General features: G+C 60.4%; 15 protein-coding genes and 1 tRNA gene. 12 read left to right on the top strand and 4 right to left on the bottom strand.

Annotation, left to right across the window (positions count from 1 at the left end; genetic code table 11):
* Positions 1-10 precede the first annotated feature (10 nt).
* Complete coding sequence (locus HHL09_RS08145; protein ID WP_169454069.1) at positions 11-286, top strand: hypothetical protein; 276 nt, start codon at positions 11-13, stop codon at positions 284-286.
* Positions 283-840 (top strand): HD domain-containing protein, encoded by a 558-nt coding sequence (locus tag HHL09_RS08140; RefSeq protein ID WP_169454068.1) that lies wholly within the window; start codon positions 283-285, stop codon positions 838-840. The genes HHL09_RS08145 and HHL09_RS08140 overlap by 4 nt, the downstream gene beginning before the upstream one ends.
* A gap of 12 nt (positions 841-852) precedes the next feature.
* Here the strand turns inward: HHL09_RS08140 and HHL09_RS08135 are convergent, their stop codons facing one another.
* Positions 853-1,047, bottom strand: a complete 195-nt coding sequence (locus tag HHL09_RS08135; RefSeq protein ID WP_169454067.1) for a hypothetical protein — start codon at positions 1,045-1,047, stop codon at positions 853-855.
* Positions 1,048-1,483: 436 nt separating this feature from the next.
* Between HHL09_RS08135 and HHL09_RS08130 the strand changes: the two genes are divergently transcribed.
* The 4 genes from HHL09_RS08130 (at position 1,484) to HHL09_RS08115 (ending at position 7,511) form a co-directional block, all read left to right on the top strand.
* Positions 1,484-5,389: a DUF7133 domain-containing protein gene (locus HHL09_RS08130; protein ID WP_169454066.1), complete on the top strand. Its 3,906-nt coding sequence runs from the start codon at positions 1,484-1,486 to the stop codon at positions 5,387-5,389.
* Positions 5,390-5,888: 499 nt separating this feature from the next.
* Entirely contained in the window at positions 5,889-6,248 is a 360-nt protein-coding gene (locus tag HHL09_RS08125; RefSeq protein ID WP_169454065.1) for a hypothetical protein, read from the top strand.
* A gap of 198 nt (positions 6,249-6,446) precedes the next feature.
* Positions 6,447-6,764 carry a hypothetical protein gene (locus tag HHL09_RS08120; protein WP_169454064.1) on the top strand — a complete coding sequence of 106 codons (318 nt, stop codon included), beginning with the start codon at positions 6,447-6,449 and terminating at the stop codon, positions 6,762-6,764.
* 303 nt (positions 6,765-7,067) lie between these two features.
* A complete protein-coding gene (locus HHL09_RS08115) occupies positions 7,068-7,511 on the top strand; it encodes a hypothetical protein (protein WP_169454063.1) in 444 nt (147 codons plus the stop codon).
* A gap of 250 nt (positions 7,512-7,761) precedes the next feature.
* Here HHL09_RS08115 and HHL09_RS08110 read toward each other — a convergent pair.
* Positions 7,762-7,835, bottom strand: a tRNA-Arg gene (locus tag HHL09_RS08110).
* A 121-nt stretch (positions 7,836-7,956) separates the two neighbouring features.
* Between HHL09_RS08110 and HHL09_RS08105 the strand changes: the two genes are divergently transcribed.
* Positions 7,957-8,415, top strand: coding sequence for a hypothetical protein (locus HHL09_RS08105; RefSeq protein WP_169454062.1), 459 nt, complete (start codon positions 7,957-7,959; stop codon positions 8,413-8,415).
* On the opposite strand, the gene HHL09_RS08100 is transcribed toward HHL09_RS08105, so the two are convergent.
* Complete coding sequence (locus HHL09_RS08100) at positions 8,400-9,176, bottom strand: L,D-transpeptidase family protein (RefSeq protein WP_169454061.1); 777 nt, start codon at positions 9,174-9,176, stop codon at positions 8,400-8,402. The two genes, HHL09_RS08105 and HHL09_RS08100, sit on opposite strands and share 16 nt — an antisense overlap.
* Before the next feature lie 119 nt (positions 9,177-9,295).
* On the opposite strand from HHL09_RS08100, the gene mtnP reads away from it, so the two are divergent.
* The 3 genes from mtnP to HHL09_RS08085 all read left to right on the top strand — a co-directional run bounded on the left by mtnP (position 9,296) and on the right by HHL09_RS08085 (position 12,904).
* Positions 9,296-10,156 (top strand): S-methyl-5'-thioadenosine phosphorylase, encoded by an 861-nt coding sequence (mtnP, locus tag HHL09_RS08095; protein WP_169454060.1) that lies wholly within the window; start codon positions 9,296-9,298, stop codon positions 10,154-10,156.
* Positions 10,157-10,245: 89 nt separating this feature from the next.
* The gene (locus tag HHL09_RS08090; protein ID WP_240963757.1) at positions 10,246-11,178 is read left to right on the top strand and encodes a polysaccharide deacetylase family protein; all 933 of its coding nucleotides are present in this window, start codon (positions 10,246-10,248) and stop codon (positions 11,176-11,178) included.
* Between the two features lie 25 nt (positions 11,179-11,203).
* Entirely contained in the window at positions 11,204-12,904 is a 1,701-nt protein-coding gene (locus HHL09_RS08085; protein ID WP_169454059.1) for a dynamin family protein, read from the top strand.
* Between the two features lie 97 nt (positions 12,905-13,001).
* On the opposite strand, the gene HHL09_RS08080 is transcribed toward HHL09_RS08085, so the two are convergent.
* Positions 13,002-13,499, bottom strand: a complete 498-nt coding sequence (locus tag HHL09_RS08080; protein WP_169454058.1) for an EF-hand domain-containing protein — start codon at positions 13,497-13,499, stop codon at positions 13,002-13,004.
* Between the two features lie 157 nt (positions 13,500-13,656).
* Between HHL09_RS08080 and HHL09_RS08075 the strand changes: the two genes are divergently transcribed.
* Positions 13,657-14,625, top strand: coding sequence for a phosphatidate cytidylyltransferase (locus HHL09_RS08075; protein ID WP_169454057.1), 969 nt, complete (start codon positions 13,657-13,659; stop codon positions 14,623-14,625).
* On the top strand, positions 14,607-15,803 hold the full coding sequence (locus HHL09_RS08070) for a 1-deoxy-D-xylulose-5-phosphate reductoisomerase (RefSeq protein WP_169454056.1): 1,197 nt from the start codon (positions 14,607-14,609) through the stop codon (positions 15,801-15,803). The genes HHL09_RS08075 and HHL09_RS08070 overlap by 19 nt, the downstream gene beginning before the upstream one ends.
* Positions 15,804-15,824: the final 21 nt, after the last annotated feature.

Here is a 15,824-nt window from a genome sequence, read left to right as displayed (position 1 = left end):
TGCTTCCTCCATGATGAAACTCGCGAGCAAATCCGAAAACCAGCAGCTTGAAGCGAGCGGGCCCCGGCCCAGCGATGACCTTACGATTGCAGATCATCTCCGCCTTTGGCTCCAGTCCTGCATGGAAGGGGAGAGCGTCTACTCCGACGGGGAGCATGAAGCTTTCCGCGTCCCGGAGCACAAGGCAGCCGCCTTTATCGAAGAGTTCGGCCCGCTTCACCCGGGCGATTACCAGGCGGAACACAAGCGCGATTGGCGCGACGACTTCCGGGCCCTTGCCGCATGAAAGCGAACATCGACTCAGACGAATCCGCCACACCGCTCCTCGTGCTCTCTCCGGCGGCATACTTGTGGCAGCACGCGGCAGCCATTGCCGCTTCTGCGCATCAGGGGCAGAAAAGCCCGGGAACGAAGATGCCGTATTTCGCGCATCCCGCCCGGGTTGCCATGCTGATCTCTTCCGTCTTTGGTTGTCATGAGCCGGAAGTGCTCGCCGCGGCTTATTTGCACGACGTGTTGGAGAAGACTTCGATTGATCGTGCGGGATTGGCCCTGCTCATGGGGGAGGAAGTCACCGGCTGGGTCGAGTGGCTGTCCAAGAATGGCAAGGGCGAGAAAAGCAAATACTGGGAACTCCTCGCTGAGTCTCCTTGGCAAGCCCGCCTGATCAAGATGGCGGACGCGCTCGATCATCTGAACGGACCGCCGCAATATCAGGCGGACCGGATTAAGACTGCCCGCAAGGCGCTTGCCCTTGCGAGTTCGCCCGAGCCCGCACTGCAGGCCGCCGCAGAGATCTTGCGTGCGGCCATCGACAATCTCGACCCGGCGGCTGCTTAGCCGAGAGCGGACCTACTGGCCTTGTCCTTCGGACTCGTGGTTCCTTGATTCGGGGACGAGCTTTTCTTGGCGGCCGTCGGTCTTCGGGCCGGGAGCTGCATTCTTGCTCGATTGCATGCCCGGTGTGTCGTCATCGCCGGCTTCATTGCACGAAGAGACGATGAATAGGAATGCGAGAGGCGCGAGCAGAGGAAAGAATAACTTCATGGAGCTTCCCTTCGCAGCTTGCATGCCGGACGAACTCGCCGCCGCAAAGCTCATCTCAAGTGCTGCCGGGTCGTTTGACAGAAGCGGAAGCGGGAGGCCTTTCCATCGGCTTCGGAGGATCGCCATAGTTGGGAGCGGTGCTGTCGCAGGAAGAGATCAGGAAACCTAACAGGCCGAAGGGAAGGAGCAGGATCTTCATCATCACGCCTGCTTTCGCAGGTCTCGTGCCGCAGATTCCGGGAAAGGTGAGCCCTTGAGCTTCGGGGAGTCCGCGTCGCCGACGTGGATCTAGTAAACTCAAGTTGAGCGGTGGAAAGATTCCCTTTTTGATCCGAAAAGAGAATATTTCGTCAGAAATCGGCATCCTCACTTCGTATCAGGGGCGGACCGACCGGAACCCAAGAACCGGTCTCGTGCTCTTTCATCCTTCGACCCGATGCCTGCCAAACCCTTGCCCGTCGGCCCTGCCGTACTCTGTACTCTAACCATCGCGACCCTTGCGGATGTTTCCGCTTTGGAGGACTTCAACAGCGATGGCTTCAATGAATGGCGGGTGGAGGGAGACGCCTTTGGTAAAGGTCCCGTCTCGGGAAAGACTCCGGAGATGGCGGCTCCTTTCAAGGGATATGCCGGAGGATACTTCGTGTGCTCCGCTCATGGCGGGAATGCCTCAAAGGGCAGCCTGACATCTCCGGATCTCACGATCGAGCAGCCTTACCTCGCCTTCCTCATCGGCGGCGGTTCCCAGCCAGGAAGGACGTCGGTTCAACTCGTGATCGATGGCAAGGTGGTTCGCGAAGCCTCCGGCCGGAACGATCTGGAGATGAGGCCTGCCGTCTGGGACGTGAGTGAATTCAAGGGCCGCAAGGGGAAGATCCGCCTGCTGGATGATGCGGACGGTGTTTGGGGCTTCATCGCGGCGGATCACTTCCTGTTCACCGCGGAGGCGCAGCCCGTTTTCCCTCCGCAGGGAAATGAGGATGACGGCGAGAGAGACAAGCTGGTGAGCCATCCCGATCTCCCCGGCACGCTTTTGCCAAAAGGGATGACTCTCGAGGTCGTCGCGGATTGGAAGAACCAGCAAACCGTCTCGCCCACCGCGTTGGCCGTGGATGAGAAGAACAACATCTTCCTCGCGGAGACCCATCGCTTCCGCTTTGGCGTGGAGGATGACCAAGATCACCTCTACTGGATCGTGGACGATACGAAGAACGCCTCCATCGAAGATCGGAGGAAGATGTACGAGAAATGGTCCGACAAGATGCCGCCTGAGAAGTTCACGGCAAAGTCGGAACTCATCCGCAAGCTGGTGGATGCCGATGGCGATGGCTGCTACGAGACCTCCTCGGTCTTTGCGGAGGGTTTCAATGACACGCTGGATGGCACGGCTGCGGGTGTCTTCGCCTTCGAAGGAACCACCTACTTCGCCTGCATCCCGCGGATCTGGGCGCTGCGGGATGACAATGGCGATGGCATCGCGGAAACCCGGGACACCGTGGAGCAGGGATTCGGCGTGCGGGTCTCTATCTCCGGGCATGATCTGAATGGATTCGCCTTGGGCCCGGACGGACGGATCTACGGCACCTCCGGAGACCGCGGTCTGAGCGTGACAACCAAGGAGGGCAGGAAGTTCCACTATCCGGGCGAAGGCACGGCCTTCCGCTTCGAGACGGACGGCAGCGGCTTCGAGATCTTCCACACCGGGCTGCGGAATCCGAAGGAGATCGCCTTCGATCGCTTTGGAAATCCCTTCACCGTGGATAACAACTGCGGGCTAGGTGATGAATCACGCGTGGCCTATCTGATGGAGGGCGGCGACTCCGGATGGCGGATGGAGCACCAGATGCTGATGAGCTTTCACCAGCAATTGGGGCTGGAGAACCGCCCCCCGATTCAATGGACGGAGGAGGGTTTGTGGAAGATGCCGCATGCCAGTCAACCTGCCTTCGTGATGCCCGCCGCGGGTTATCTCACTTCCGGGCCATCCGGACTCACCTATCACCCGGGCACCGGCCTGACGGAGCGCGAGGACAATCACTTCCAAGTCTGCGACTATCGTGGTGGCGGCACAAACTCGGGCATCTACACCTTCGAGATGAAGCCGAAGGGCGCTGGCATGGAGATGGCGGAAAATCGCCAGCTCGTATGGGGGATCGGAGCGACGGATGTGGAGTATTCCTACGACGGGCGGCTGCTGATCTCGGACTTCATGAATGGCTGGACCGCCCACGACAAGGGGCAGGTGCTGGCCCTTTCGGCAGGGGACATGACATGGCGTGCCAAGGAAGGCGCTGAGGCCGCGAAATTGATCCGCGAGGGATTCGGAAAGCTCCCCACGGACGAGGTCGCCGCCTGCCTGAAGCATCCGGACATGCGTGTGCGGCTGCGTGCACAGATCGACTTGGCCAGAAGACCGGAGGGCTTGGCTGTTCTCGTCGGTGCCGCCAAGTCGCAGCATCAATTGGAGCGCATCCATGGCCTTTGGGGCATGGGGATGATCGCCCGCCGGGGAACTCCCGAGGCTCGGAAGCTAGCGGCGGAAAGCATCATCTCGTGTCTTCGCCATCAGGATGAGGAGACTCGCGTGCAAGCACTCCGCTCGCTCGCCAATGCGGGCGCGCCCGGGGATAAGATACCCTTCAGCGATATGATGGCGGATCCCTCCTTGCGGGTTCGTGCGGAGGCCTCCCTCACGCTCGCGCGCTGCGGGCAGCCAAATCAGATCGGCCTCGTCCGGCAATTGCTCGTTCAGAATGCCGATCAGGATCCATGGCTCCGCCACGCGGGTATCCTGGCGCTGGAAAAACTTGCGAATCGCGGGGCGGATCTGGGCGCGCTTGCCGGTGACGATTCCGCTGCCGTGAGAACCGCCGTGGTCGTTGCCATGCGTCGCGGCGGAGATCCGCGGATCGCAGGCTTGGTGGAAGACAAGTCACCCGCGGTGGCGGATGAAGCGATCCGCGCCATCTGTGATGAAGACCTGCACGCGCTGCGGCCCGTGGTTGCGAAGCTGCTGGAGCAACCGCTCGCCCGCCCGCTGGCACCCTACATGCTCCGGCGCCTCCTTCACAATTCCTTCCGCCTCGGCGATATCCCGAATCTTCAAAGGGTGCTGGAGGCCGCGGGCAATACCGGGCTGCCGGAGGAGATCCGGAAGGAAGCCCTGCGCCTGGTTTCCGTCTGGGAAATCTCCCAGACCAACGACCAGCTTACGGGCCACTATAGACCTCGTACTTCACTACCGGTGGATGAGATCCGCGCGGCACTCCATGCCGCCCTTCCCGGCATGTTGAAGCAGGACGGGATGATGCTGACCGCAGCGCTCGGCTACATGGAGAAATACCAGCTTGATGCGAGCTCTCTGGGAGATGCCGATTTCCGCCGCATCGCCGCCGATCCCTCGCTACCCGCTGCGGGCAGGGCGAAGGCGATCGAACTGCTCGCCGGCAGGAGTTCCCCGAACCTGAAGGAGTTTCTGGAAGAACTCGCAGGAGACGGGAATGACGACGTCTTCATCGCCGCGATGTCGCAACTGGCAGTGATCGAGCCGCGCGGGGCAGTCGCTCATCTCGGGAAAGCCGTCGCAGGTCCGGGCACGCCACGCGCGCAAAGATCCTGGGCCTTGCTCGCCGGACTTTCCGGTGAAGTGGTGGATGCGCTTTTCTTGGAACATCTTTCCGCGCTCGCTGTGGCGTCCGGAAAATCCTTCACCGCCCTGGAGTTGCTAGAGGCCGCGGAAAAGCGGGACTCGGCGTCCGTCCGTGAAGCCTTGGCCGCCTGCCTTGGCAAGATCTCCACTTCGGCGGAGCCGCTGGCAAAATGGAACACTTCGCTTGAAGGGGGGGATGCCGCGAAGGGCTTCTCCATCTTCTCCGGCCATCCTATCGGGCAATGCGTCCGCTGCCATCGCGCGGCCGACGATGCACATGCCAATGGCGGCAACGCGGGCCCCAATCTCGCGGGAATTGCCAGGCGTCACGACCGCGGCTTCCTGATGGAATCCATCCTTGATCCCAGCGCGAGCATCGCCCCGGGCTTCGGTGCGATCGCCGTCACCTTCAAGGATCAAAGCACACTGGGCGGCTTGCTGGAAGGCGATGGCCCGGAGCACTTGGACATCGCCGCGGACGGCAAGGTGTGGCGTGTGAAGAAATCCGATCTCGCCGCCGTCCCGGCAGCGATCTCTCCGATGCCTCCCATGGCTCACGGTCTCACCCCCCGTGAAGTCCGGGACCTCGTGGCATGGCTCGCAACCCTAACCGAGGAAGCGCAGAATCCCCCGCCCAAGGTGGCCCCTGAACCTTACGTTCCCGGCTCATCGGCGACACGCGGAGGCGGCTGATATTCTGGATCTATAATTTAAGGGTATTTGGCTATGAACACAATTGAGTCGATGTTGGAGTTGATTGCTGGAGGTGATATTTTGATATCAACTGTGTTCGATCGTTATGGAGAAAGGATTGGAGAGCGATACGAAGAGCGCTTCGAAGCTCGTTGGCTGGAAAGCTTTAAACAATTGTCCGCGGTGTCGTTCAGCAAGCCTGAGCTTGAATCGATAGATTTCCTGAGGGGGTGGTATATAAAAAGGTATTTGAGATTACCCTTGATCCGGACTGCGCGGGTCTTGTTTCGGATGATTTTGAAATGTTCGGAAGAGTGCTCGTGGCCCAATTGGAAATTCCTTGGGTGAATGGCCTCTGGATGATGTACAAAAAAGGTGATTTTCCTTCTGGTGATGTGGTTTCCTGTGCTGGGTCTTTAAGTTCTTTGTTGTGATTGCTGGAGAGATAGGCTTTGAGTCGTTGATTCTGGTGATCCTCCGATGGTCGAATTATTGTAAGATGAATTCTCTATTTTTGTATCCTGCAAATGGGGCTGTTTTCAACCAAGAGGAGATTCTCAAGTGTCTCCAAGGTCTTGATGGGTTGTCAGACTTTTGTCTAAATTCGGACGGGTTTTCCTTGTGTGCAGGTCGCTTTGAATTTGATGGTGAGTCCAATTTATTTGAGCTAAGAAAATCTCTCGATGCTATAGTTCTTGGGCGAGAAGGGCGGGCTGCTCTTAAGCTCGGATTTGATATACAAGAGGTTTACTCGGAATGTTTGAATGTAACCAATAAGTCATTCAGTGTTGAGCTTTCACCGAGAGATTTTGAGTCGTTTCAGGATTTTGAGGAGGAGTTTCTAGCAGCCTTGCAATGACATGTTGCGGACGATAGTGAAGGAGGGCGGACATGAGAAGAAGTATGGGAGGCGTGTTTGATTGGAAGAAACTGAGTGAGCCTAACATGAGGATTTTATCCGAGGGTATGTTTGATGCGGCAGGTGTTCCCGGTGGGATGCGTCAGGACTATTGGGATTGGTTTGAGCGCATGAAGGGTGCCCTTACAAGATGAGCGTATGGAAAAAGACATAAAAACAGAATACGGCTCTTTCATTTCCGAAAGCCCAGCAGTTGATTTTGACGTCAATGATGTGCCCGTCAATCTTCGTCACTTGATTCCTTACGCGAGATTCTGGGGAATTTCAGATGACTTGGAACGCGAACGCTTGGCTGAAAAAGCGCCCGAACATATTAAGTCATCCCTTAAGGAATTAATTAGGGATAATGACGACTCTCTTGATGATTGGCTTGCTGGAGAGGAGGCGTCGTATCCCGATCCATCGGATGCTTACGTGGCTTTTTCTGCGATGCGAATGGCCGCTGATTTCATGTGAATCGTGACACTCAAAAGTCAGCGCGACCAAAACTCCGTGGCCATGTATTTTGTCTGTCTCCATTAAGGAAAAGTCCCTCCGGCCCGCGCCCGCCGCTGGGAGTTCCGCCTCCCGAAAGTCAGGCTCCGCGCCGCTGCAAAGCCCCCGCGCCAGCCCGCACTTCAGTTCGCTTGCGCCCAATCTCCCCCGCGCCCGCCGCCCGGCCCGTGCGTACGTGGCGGCTGTCGCCGCCCGCCTCCCCCGGGTTGCGCTCCGCTTCACCGCGTGCGAGATTGGATATGGAATTTCGGAGGGCCTTTGATCATGACGAATAATACATCGGAGTCATTTATCGATTCCGCACAGCGAAATACCCGAATCGTTATCGGCGGTGCGATTGTCAATCCTGCGGAAATCGGTTTGGATCTCGAACAGGCAGGGGAACTTTCAATCGAAATACATATCGGTAGAGCGGCTCTTTGTCATGAGCTGAATGAAGCTGGTGTTCCCGTAAGTCAGGATGAACTGGAGGAGTTTGTCGGAGGTGATCTTGCCGAAAATCCCCAAGCTGCAGTTGCTGGATACTTAGGTATTGCACGCGGGATACTTTTGCCTTCGCGAGCTAAAGGGCTATTCGCAATGTTCGCCAAGAAGGAGAAAACGCCGATGGTCAAATGGCACGTCACGCGTGTCAAAGATGTTGTGACGGTGGGAGATAGCATCGTCTTGAGGGGGAATGCTCGAGCGTTGGCCGATAAAAGTGAATAATTTCACAAATATTGCCGAAGCATTGAGTTCTGCGCCTTTTAAGTGGGATGCTGGAGGCCATCTAGCTTCCTGCATCTTCGGAAATGGTAATTGGGAAGCGATGTGCAAGCTTTTGAAATGAACCCAGAAGCCAACAGCGGCAACGGGTTCTTTTCTTAAAACTGAATCTGTTGATTCTGAAAGCCTCTTGCGGTTCCTCGATTGTGGCACCAAATGTAGCCACCCTGCTGAGGGGGAAGGATCGGCTAAGCACACCCGACTGGATTCGAACCAGTGACCATCCGCTTAGAAGGCGGATGCTCTATCCAACTGAGCTACGGGTGCCTTTTTGTCTGCTGCGGCGCAGGGTTTAGCGGTTCCGGGTGAGGAAGTCAAAAACCGATGGCTGCAAAGAAAGGGACCCTTTGGAGTCGCGGAAAACCGGGAAATCCGGCTCACTCAGGCGATGCATGAACCCGGCCCTCCTCCCCATCCCCAGGCATTCCAGGACGCGGAGCACCTGAAGCTATTGGCGGTTTTCCACTACGTGTTGGGCGGGATCACCGCGCTCATGGGCTGCTTGCCGATCGTGCACATCGCCTTAGGGGCTTGGATGGTTTCCGGGCATTTTCCCCCAGGCTCGGCTTCCAGTCCGCCACCGCCGGCAGAGTTCGGATGGTTGTTTATCATCTTCGGGTCGGTCGTCGTCCTGCTTGCATGGGCCTTCGCGGTCTGCCTTATCGTGGCGGGCCGCTCGATCAGCGCCCGGAGGAATTGGACCTTCTGTTTCGTGATCGCCTGCATCTCGTGCATCAATGTGCCGCTTGGCACCGCGCTCGGCGTCTTCACCATCCTCGTGCTCCAGCGGCCAAGTGTGAAAGCCCTTTTCGGGCGGACCGCTCCAGACGGTTATTTGAGCCGGTAGAGCCCGTTTTCCACGGCGACTTCGGGCGGGGTCTTCTCCCGCTCGAAGAAATCGTAGCCCTCCTTCAGGTTCTTCCAGAAATCGAGCCACGGGCTGCCGTCGGTCTCCGCCTTTGCCATCCGCTCCGCCGTCATGCGGAAGGGGTAAAGGTGCACGCGGAAGAACTCCTGCCCGCCTTGGTGCGCCGCGTCGCAGAGCGTGTAGATCTCCTCGATCTTCTCGTCCGACATGGCCAGGCAGCCGATCGAGATCTGGTCGCCGTGGATCATGATGAAGCTCCCGGTCCAGCCCTTGGCCTGATCGTAGGAATTCGGGTAACCGATATTGAAGGCCAGATGATAGTCGCTGTCCGGCTTCATCGCCCGTGGCGGCACGAAGTAGAAGCCCTCCGGCACCTGGCCATCTCCTTCGGCCTGCTTCGGTCCCAGCTTCCCAGGCATCGCGAAGACATCCCAAGTACGGAAATGCTCGTACTTCCCGCTATCCCGGCGGCGGACCCACAGCTCCAGCTCCTTTTCTTCCTTGAAGGCCCGGATGAAAACCGGATCGCCGAAATGGAGGCCCTTGGCCGTCAGAGCACTCTCCAATTCAGGCCGCACCTGCGCCGCGGCTGCCTTGGCGCGAGCGGGGCCCGGCAGGTTGCGGTATTCTGATCGCGGGGTTCCGGGCACGGCCTTATCCTGCTTCTTGTCGTCCTCTCCCCGGCAAGCGCAAAGCGCGAGAACTAACAGGATCAACGGAGGAGTAGGGCGAAAAGACATCGGAATTCACGTTACCATGGCACGACCCGGCCCATCCGTCTCCCACGGAATCATGAATTGGCAATGAAGCCGGGGCCGGAAATCTTGCTGGAAAGCTCCGGCGTGCTAGACCCCTGACCATGGCAGCGGCAATCGGCATCATCGGCGGGAGCGGTCTTTATGAGATCGAGGGATTCGAGAAAGCGGAGGAGCGCGTGATCGAGACACCCTTTGGTGCGCCTTCGGATGCCTTGGTCGGTGGCACCTTGGCCGGCCGCCAGGTCTGGTTCCTCCCTCGTCACGGACGCGGCCACCGTTTGCTCCCGACCGAAATCAATCATCGCGCCAATCTCTGGGCTCTCCGCTCGCTCGACGTCCGCTTCCTCATCTGCGTCACCGCGGTGGGCAGCCTGAAAGAGGAGTATCACCCGCGTGATATCGTCCTGCCGGACCAGTATTTCGACCGCACCAGCCGACGCGAGCAGCACACCTTCTTCGGAAATGGTATCGTCGCCCACGTCGCCTTCGCGGATCCTGTCAGCCAGGGCATGCGGAAGATCCTTCACTCCGCGGCCGAGGGAGAAGGAGCGCGGGTTCACTTCGGCGGCACCTATGTGAATATGGATGGCCCCGCTTTCTCTACCCGGGCGGAAAGCGAGACGAATCGCAAGCTCGGCTTCGACGTGATCGGCATGACCAATCTGCCCGAGGCCAAGCTCGCCCGGGAATCGGAGATTGCCCTAGCCACCCTTGCGATGATTACCGACTACGATTGCTGGAAGGTCGAGGAGGAGCCCGTCACCGCGGAGGCCGTCATCGCCCATCTTCATGCAAACGTATCCGCGGCCAAGCGGATCATCTCCCGTGCGATCCCCTTGATTCCGCAGAATCCCGAGTGGCCGGAGCATCGTTCCCTGGATGGTGCCATCATGACGCCGCAGCCGCTCTGGCCGGTTGAAACGGTGGGCAAATTGGCCCCGATCCTTAGGCGTTTCTTGTGATCAAGCTGTTGGAAATGCAGGCGTGACATCGCCTCCTCCTCCGGTAAGCTGCCCGAAATTTCCCAGCCCCAAAAGTCGCCAATTCCTCCATGAAGAATCCGATCGAGACCCTCGGCTACAAGATTTTCAATAACGCTCAAGACGGCGAATCCGGCATGCCGAAGCTCTCGCGCCGCACCTTCATGGTGATCAGTGCTGCCCTTGGTAGCAGCTGCTCCATGGCCTCCTCCGAAAAGCCGCAGCCGGGTCCCCAAGCCGCCGCGCAGGACCCCACGGCCGCTCCGGCCCGCACCGCTCCGAACCGTGAGTACCGCACCCCGAAGGTGCAGGGTCCGGTTCCGCGGAATCCGGACATGAACCTGCCCGCCTCCGGCGGCAGCGGTGGCATCACTTTCTCCCGCGTCGCCGTCAGCCAGCCCTATGTGGCGATGACCTTCGACGACGGCCCGCACCCGAAGAATACGCCGCGCCTGCTGGACATGCTCCGCGAGCGCAACATCAAGGCGACCTTTTACGTGATCGGCCGGAATGTGGATCTCTACCCGAACGTGCTGCGCCGCACCGTTTCGGAAGGCCACGAAATCGGCAACCACAGCTACACGCACCCCATCCTGAGCAAGCTCAGCGACTCCGCGCTGCGTGAGGAACTTACCAAGTGCCGCGATGCCGTGGCCCGTGCCGCCGGCGTCCAGCCCCGCACCATGCGCCCGCCATACGGCGCGCTGCTCCAGCGCCAGCGCGAGCTGGTCCACTCCGAGCTGCGCTACCCGACCATCCTCTGGTCCGTCGATCCGCTCGATTGGAAGCGCCCGGGTGCCTCGGTCATCACTTCCCGCATCAATAGCCAGACCACGCCGGGAGCCATCATCCTGGCACACGACCTCCACGGCGGCACCGTGGATGCCATGCCGGCGACCCTCGATGGGCTGCTGCGCAAGGGCTACAAGTTCGTGACCGTGTCCCAGTTGCTGGCCATGGCCGCTCCACCGGCTCCGGCCGGTCCGATCGCGGCGGGTCAATGAGAAGTCGGGCGGCTGAGGAGTCACGATGCCCGGCGAGCGCTATTTTGCGGTCAGGGACCGCCTGTCGGAATTGCTGACTTGGATTGGCGATCTCGCGGGCGAGGTCGCCTTGGAAGAAGAACCGGAACATCCCGTTCCGGTTCTTTCCCGTCCTATTCTCATCGCCGCCGTCGGCGAGGTGAATTCCGGGAAATCCTCATTGTTGAATGGTCTCGTGGGAGAGGCACTCTGCCCCTCCGGCCCCGTCCCGCTTACCACGGAAGTCCGGCTTTACCGCTATGGTGAAAATGCCGACCGACCGGCCAGCGATCTCCTGATCGAGTGCCGCCGCGACATCGACTACCTGCGAAATTTCGAGCTGCTGGATACTCCCGGCACGAATTCGAAGGTCGGTGGCCATGCCGAGGTCGCAGATCCCTTCTTGGAGCATGCCGATCTGGTGCTGGTGGTCTTCACTGCGGAAAATCCATGGACCGCCGCCACTTGGGATGCGGTTTCCCGGCTCTCCCCGGAGGCTTTGTCCCGCACCGCCCTCGTGGTCCAGCGCATCGATCTGAAGCAGGCGCAGGATATCCCGATCATCCTCGGGCACATGCGGGATCTTTCGATGAAACGGCTCGGCCAAGTGCTGCCGATCTTCCCGCTCTCCGCGAAATACGCCTTGGAAGCGAAACGATCCGAGCCGGTGAACGGCGAAGCGTGGACCCTCAGCCGTTTCTCTGATTTCGAGCACTTCATCTCGGAGCGCATTTGCGATTCCATGGACCGCCGCCAGGTCCTGCACGATGCCTACCACCATGCCGCGCGGAAGATCCGCCGCCTGGACTCGCTCTTTGATGTTCAGCGCCGCGGCATGGAGGACGACGGCTGGTTCCTTTCCAATATTGAGCGCGAGATGGAAGCCCTCCGGGATTCCTCCCTCGAAGCCGCCCCGGAGGCGCTTGGTGCCGCCTTGGAGCGTTATCGCGGAGAGGTGGATCGCATTGTCCGTTCGCTGAAGAAGCGGCTCGGCTGGTGGCGTTCACTGGCCCGCCTTTTCACGGGGGATGGTACCGCGGCGGAGATTGAGACCACCTTTGCCTCCCGGATGCAGGAGGTGGCCACCGGCTTTGCGAAGGACGATGCCGCCCGCCTGATCGATGCATGCTCGAAGCACTGGGACACCGTCCGGCCGCGGGTGGTCGAGCGCATGGGTCTCGAGCCAGGTCCCTGCACCGTCGCGGGACCGGAGCGGGAAAAGGTCACCGCGCGTTTCGTCGCCCGTCTGGAGAAGGCGGTGCCACAAGCGCTTGCGGGTCTGCGGGTTCGCGGGGTCTTGGATCCCTTCATGCGCCGGAGGAATGCCTCGCTGAAAGGATTTACCGGCATCGGCCTCATGCTTGTCATCGGGGCCGGCGCTTGCGGGACGCTCGGGAATCAGCAGATGGCACTGACCCTGCTGGCCGTGTCCGTGGCGGTTTTCGGCCTCGCCGCAGTCATTGCCTGGGTCACAGCTGCCCGCATTGCTGCTGCCTACCGGGAGCGATTGCTGGCTGGCGGTGCCACCTTTGCGGACGGCCTGAAGGCCGACCATGGGGAAGGCATCCGTTTCCTCTTCCGCGACTACTCCAGCAGCCTCATCGAGGTCCGCCGCCAGCTCGCTGCGGCCAAGGCTGCCCTCCAGCCCCGCTTGGAGCGCTCGAATTCGCTCTACATCGCGCTCAAGTCCGTAGAACTCGACCTCTGAGCTCCGACCTCCGGTTCTTGGCTCCAGAAACGCGAAAACCCGGAGGCGTTGCCGCACTCCGGGGTTCCGGTATGGGTTCCTTGGGAAAGGCTAGGACTTATTGACCCGGCTTGTCGGTCTTGTCGGCGTTGCCACCGTTTCCGCCACGCTCGCCGCGGGGTCCACGTCCGCCGGGGCCTCCAGGGCCGCCCCATGCGGGAAGCTCTTCGCCCGCGTCGACAGCGGCCTTGCGCTCTTCGTTGTTCAGGCGGCCGTCCTTGTCCTTGTCGTACTTTTCAAGGAGAGCCTTGCGCTTGGCCTCGAAGTCTTCGCGCATGGCCTTGCGTTCTTCGTCGCTCAGCTTGCCGTCCTTGTCCTTGTCGTACTTCTCCAGGATTTTCTTCTGGGCGGCTTCGCGGGCCGCGGTGCGCTCTTCCTCGTTGAGCTTGCCGTCGCCGTCCTTGTCGAACTCCTTGAGCACGGCCGGGGACACTTGGCCGCGTCCGCCACGGCGCTCACGCTGGCCTTCGTCCGGCTTCTTTTCGTCTTGGGCGAATCCGGCGACGCTGCTGGCTGCCAGAAGGGCGATGGTGGTCCAAATGGTCTTGGTTTTCATCTGATCGGTTACAGTTGAGTTGTTGATTGAGTGTTCCGACGGATGGCCAGTCCGTAGTTGCAGGGGAAAACCCGGTCTTTTTGCCAAGGTTGCGCGCGCCGAATGAAATTGCCTCCCGGTGCTTCGCCGTCTTGGATTCGCGCGGATGCCGAACCCCGTGCCCGACAATTCTAAACGAGCGACTTTCCTGCGCCGCAGCGCCAGCACGCTCGGGCTGTGGGCGGTGGTGGCGGCTGGACTCTACAGCCGCCAGGCATGGGCCTACGTCGGGCTGATCGGCGTGCTGACCCTGATCTCCACCCGCGAGTATTTCCAGATGCTGAAGGCAGGCGGGGTGAAGTGCTTCCCGCGCTACGGCATGCTGCTGGCGGTGGTGTATTCGGGTGTTCTCTACTGGCTCTTGCTGGGGGCACCGGGAGGCAGTGAAATCGGCGAACTGCAGCCGGAGGGCGGGGCCGTCACACTGAGCGCGAAGCGCCTTGCAGATCTTCCCGATTGGTTCGATGGGCCTGCCATTTTTGCGGCTATTGCGGGCGCTTTCTTCCTGCAGCTGCGCTTCCCGATCCGGGGGCTCGAGGCGCTTCAGGCCGTGGCCAGCAATCTCCTTGGCTTCGTCTATCTCGCCTTCCTCTTCAATTTCTCCGCACGCCTCGTTTTCCTCGTTCCTGGCCCCGGTCAAGTCCCCGGCGCCATGGTCCTGCTGTGGATGATTGCGGTGACGAAATTCACCGACATGGGTGCCTATATCGTCGGCTCCATGATCGGGAAGCATAAGATGATCCCGCACGTGAGCCCGGGGAAAACCTGGCAGGGCTTCGGTGGCGCGATCTTCTTCGCGCTACTCGCCGGATGCGGCCTTTACGCTTGCTTCCGGGAGGACATGCCTTCCTTCGCTACCGGCCTCCATGTGCTGGGTGGCTGGCCCCATGTCATCGGCCTCAGCATCGTGCTCTGCCTGCTGGCGGTCGTCGGCGATCTGGCGGAAAGCGTGGTGAAGCGCAGCCTGAACGTGAAGGACTCCGGTCAGATGCTGCCGGGTATCGGCGGTGCGCTCGATCTGATCGATAGTCTCTGCTTCACCGCTCCCGTTCTCTACTTCTATCTCAAATGGATGATGTCGGCGTGAAGTGCGCCCCGCAGCGCAAGAGGGTGGTCCTGCTGGGATCCACGGGTTCGATTGGCAAGTCCACGCTCGAAGTGGCGCGCCTGCTCCCGGAGCGGATCGAACTGGTCGGCTTGGCCGCGAATGGCAGCGTGGAGGCGCTGGCCGCGCAGGCCCGCGAAACCGGTGTGACGAAAGTGGCACTTCACGATGCCTCTCGCGTGGAGGAACTGCGCGCCCTGCTGCCCCCCGGTGTGACCATCTTCGCCGGACCCGAGGGGCTCGTGGAGCTCGCCACCCTTGAGGAAGCGGACATGGTGCTCATCGCCATCGTCGGCACCGCCGGCCTTCACCCCGCGCTGGCTGCGATCGAAGCGGGAAAGGATCTCGCCGTCGCCTCGAAGGAAATCTTCGTGATGGCGGGCGAAGTCGTCACCGCCGCCGCTGAAAAACGCGGAGTGAAGCTCCTGCCCGTGGACAGTGAGCACAATGCGATTTTCCAGTGCCTCGATGGCCATCGCGGTGGCGAAAAGGAGGTTTCCCGGCTGATCCTCACTGCATCGGGTGGGCCCTTCCGGACCCTGCCTGCAGAGATGCTCGCGGACGTCACGCTGGAGCAGGCGCTCAAGCATCCGACCTGGGACATGGGCCGGAAGATCACCATCGATTCCGCGACGCTCTTTAACAAGGGCTTGGAGATGATCGAGGCCCGCTGGCTCTTTGGCATCGGCATGGAGCGCATTGACGTGGTCGTCCATCCCCAGAGCATCGTCCACTCCATGGTCGAGTTCATCGATGGCTCGGTGCTCGCCCAGATGAGCAAGACCGACATGTGTTTCCCGATCCAATACGCGCTGACTTGGCCGGATCGGGTTGCGGGTGGCCTGCAGCCGCTCGATTTCGGGAAGCTGGCACGCCTTGATTTCGAGGAGCCCCGCCAGGCGGATTTCCCGGCGCTGAAATTGGCCCGGGACGCAGGCCTGATGGGGGGAACGCTGCCCGCGGTTTTCAACGCGGCGAATGAAGTTGCCGTGGACGCTTTCATCGCCGGCAGCATCCGGTTCCCTGACATCTGGCGGATTGTTGGCGAGGCGATGCATCGTCATCAGGTCGCCCCCGCAAATTCCCTGGAAGCGGTGATAGAAGCGGATCGGTGGGCGCGGGAGACCGCTCTTGCAGGCTGCCGCGGACTGCCGGTTTGACGGGCGGCGCGGCATCGTCTC

Origin of the sequence: Luteolibacter luteus (assembly GCF_012913485.1) — a bacterium.
Classification (GTDB): Bacteria; Verrucomicrobiota; Verrucomicrobiia; order Verrucomicrobiales; family Akkermansiaceae; genus Haloferula; species Haloferula lutea.
The sequence above is the reverse complement of the archived record's forward strand: the minus strand, read 5'-3'. Positions and strand labels throughout refer to the sequence as shown.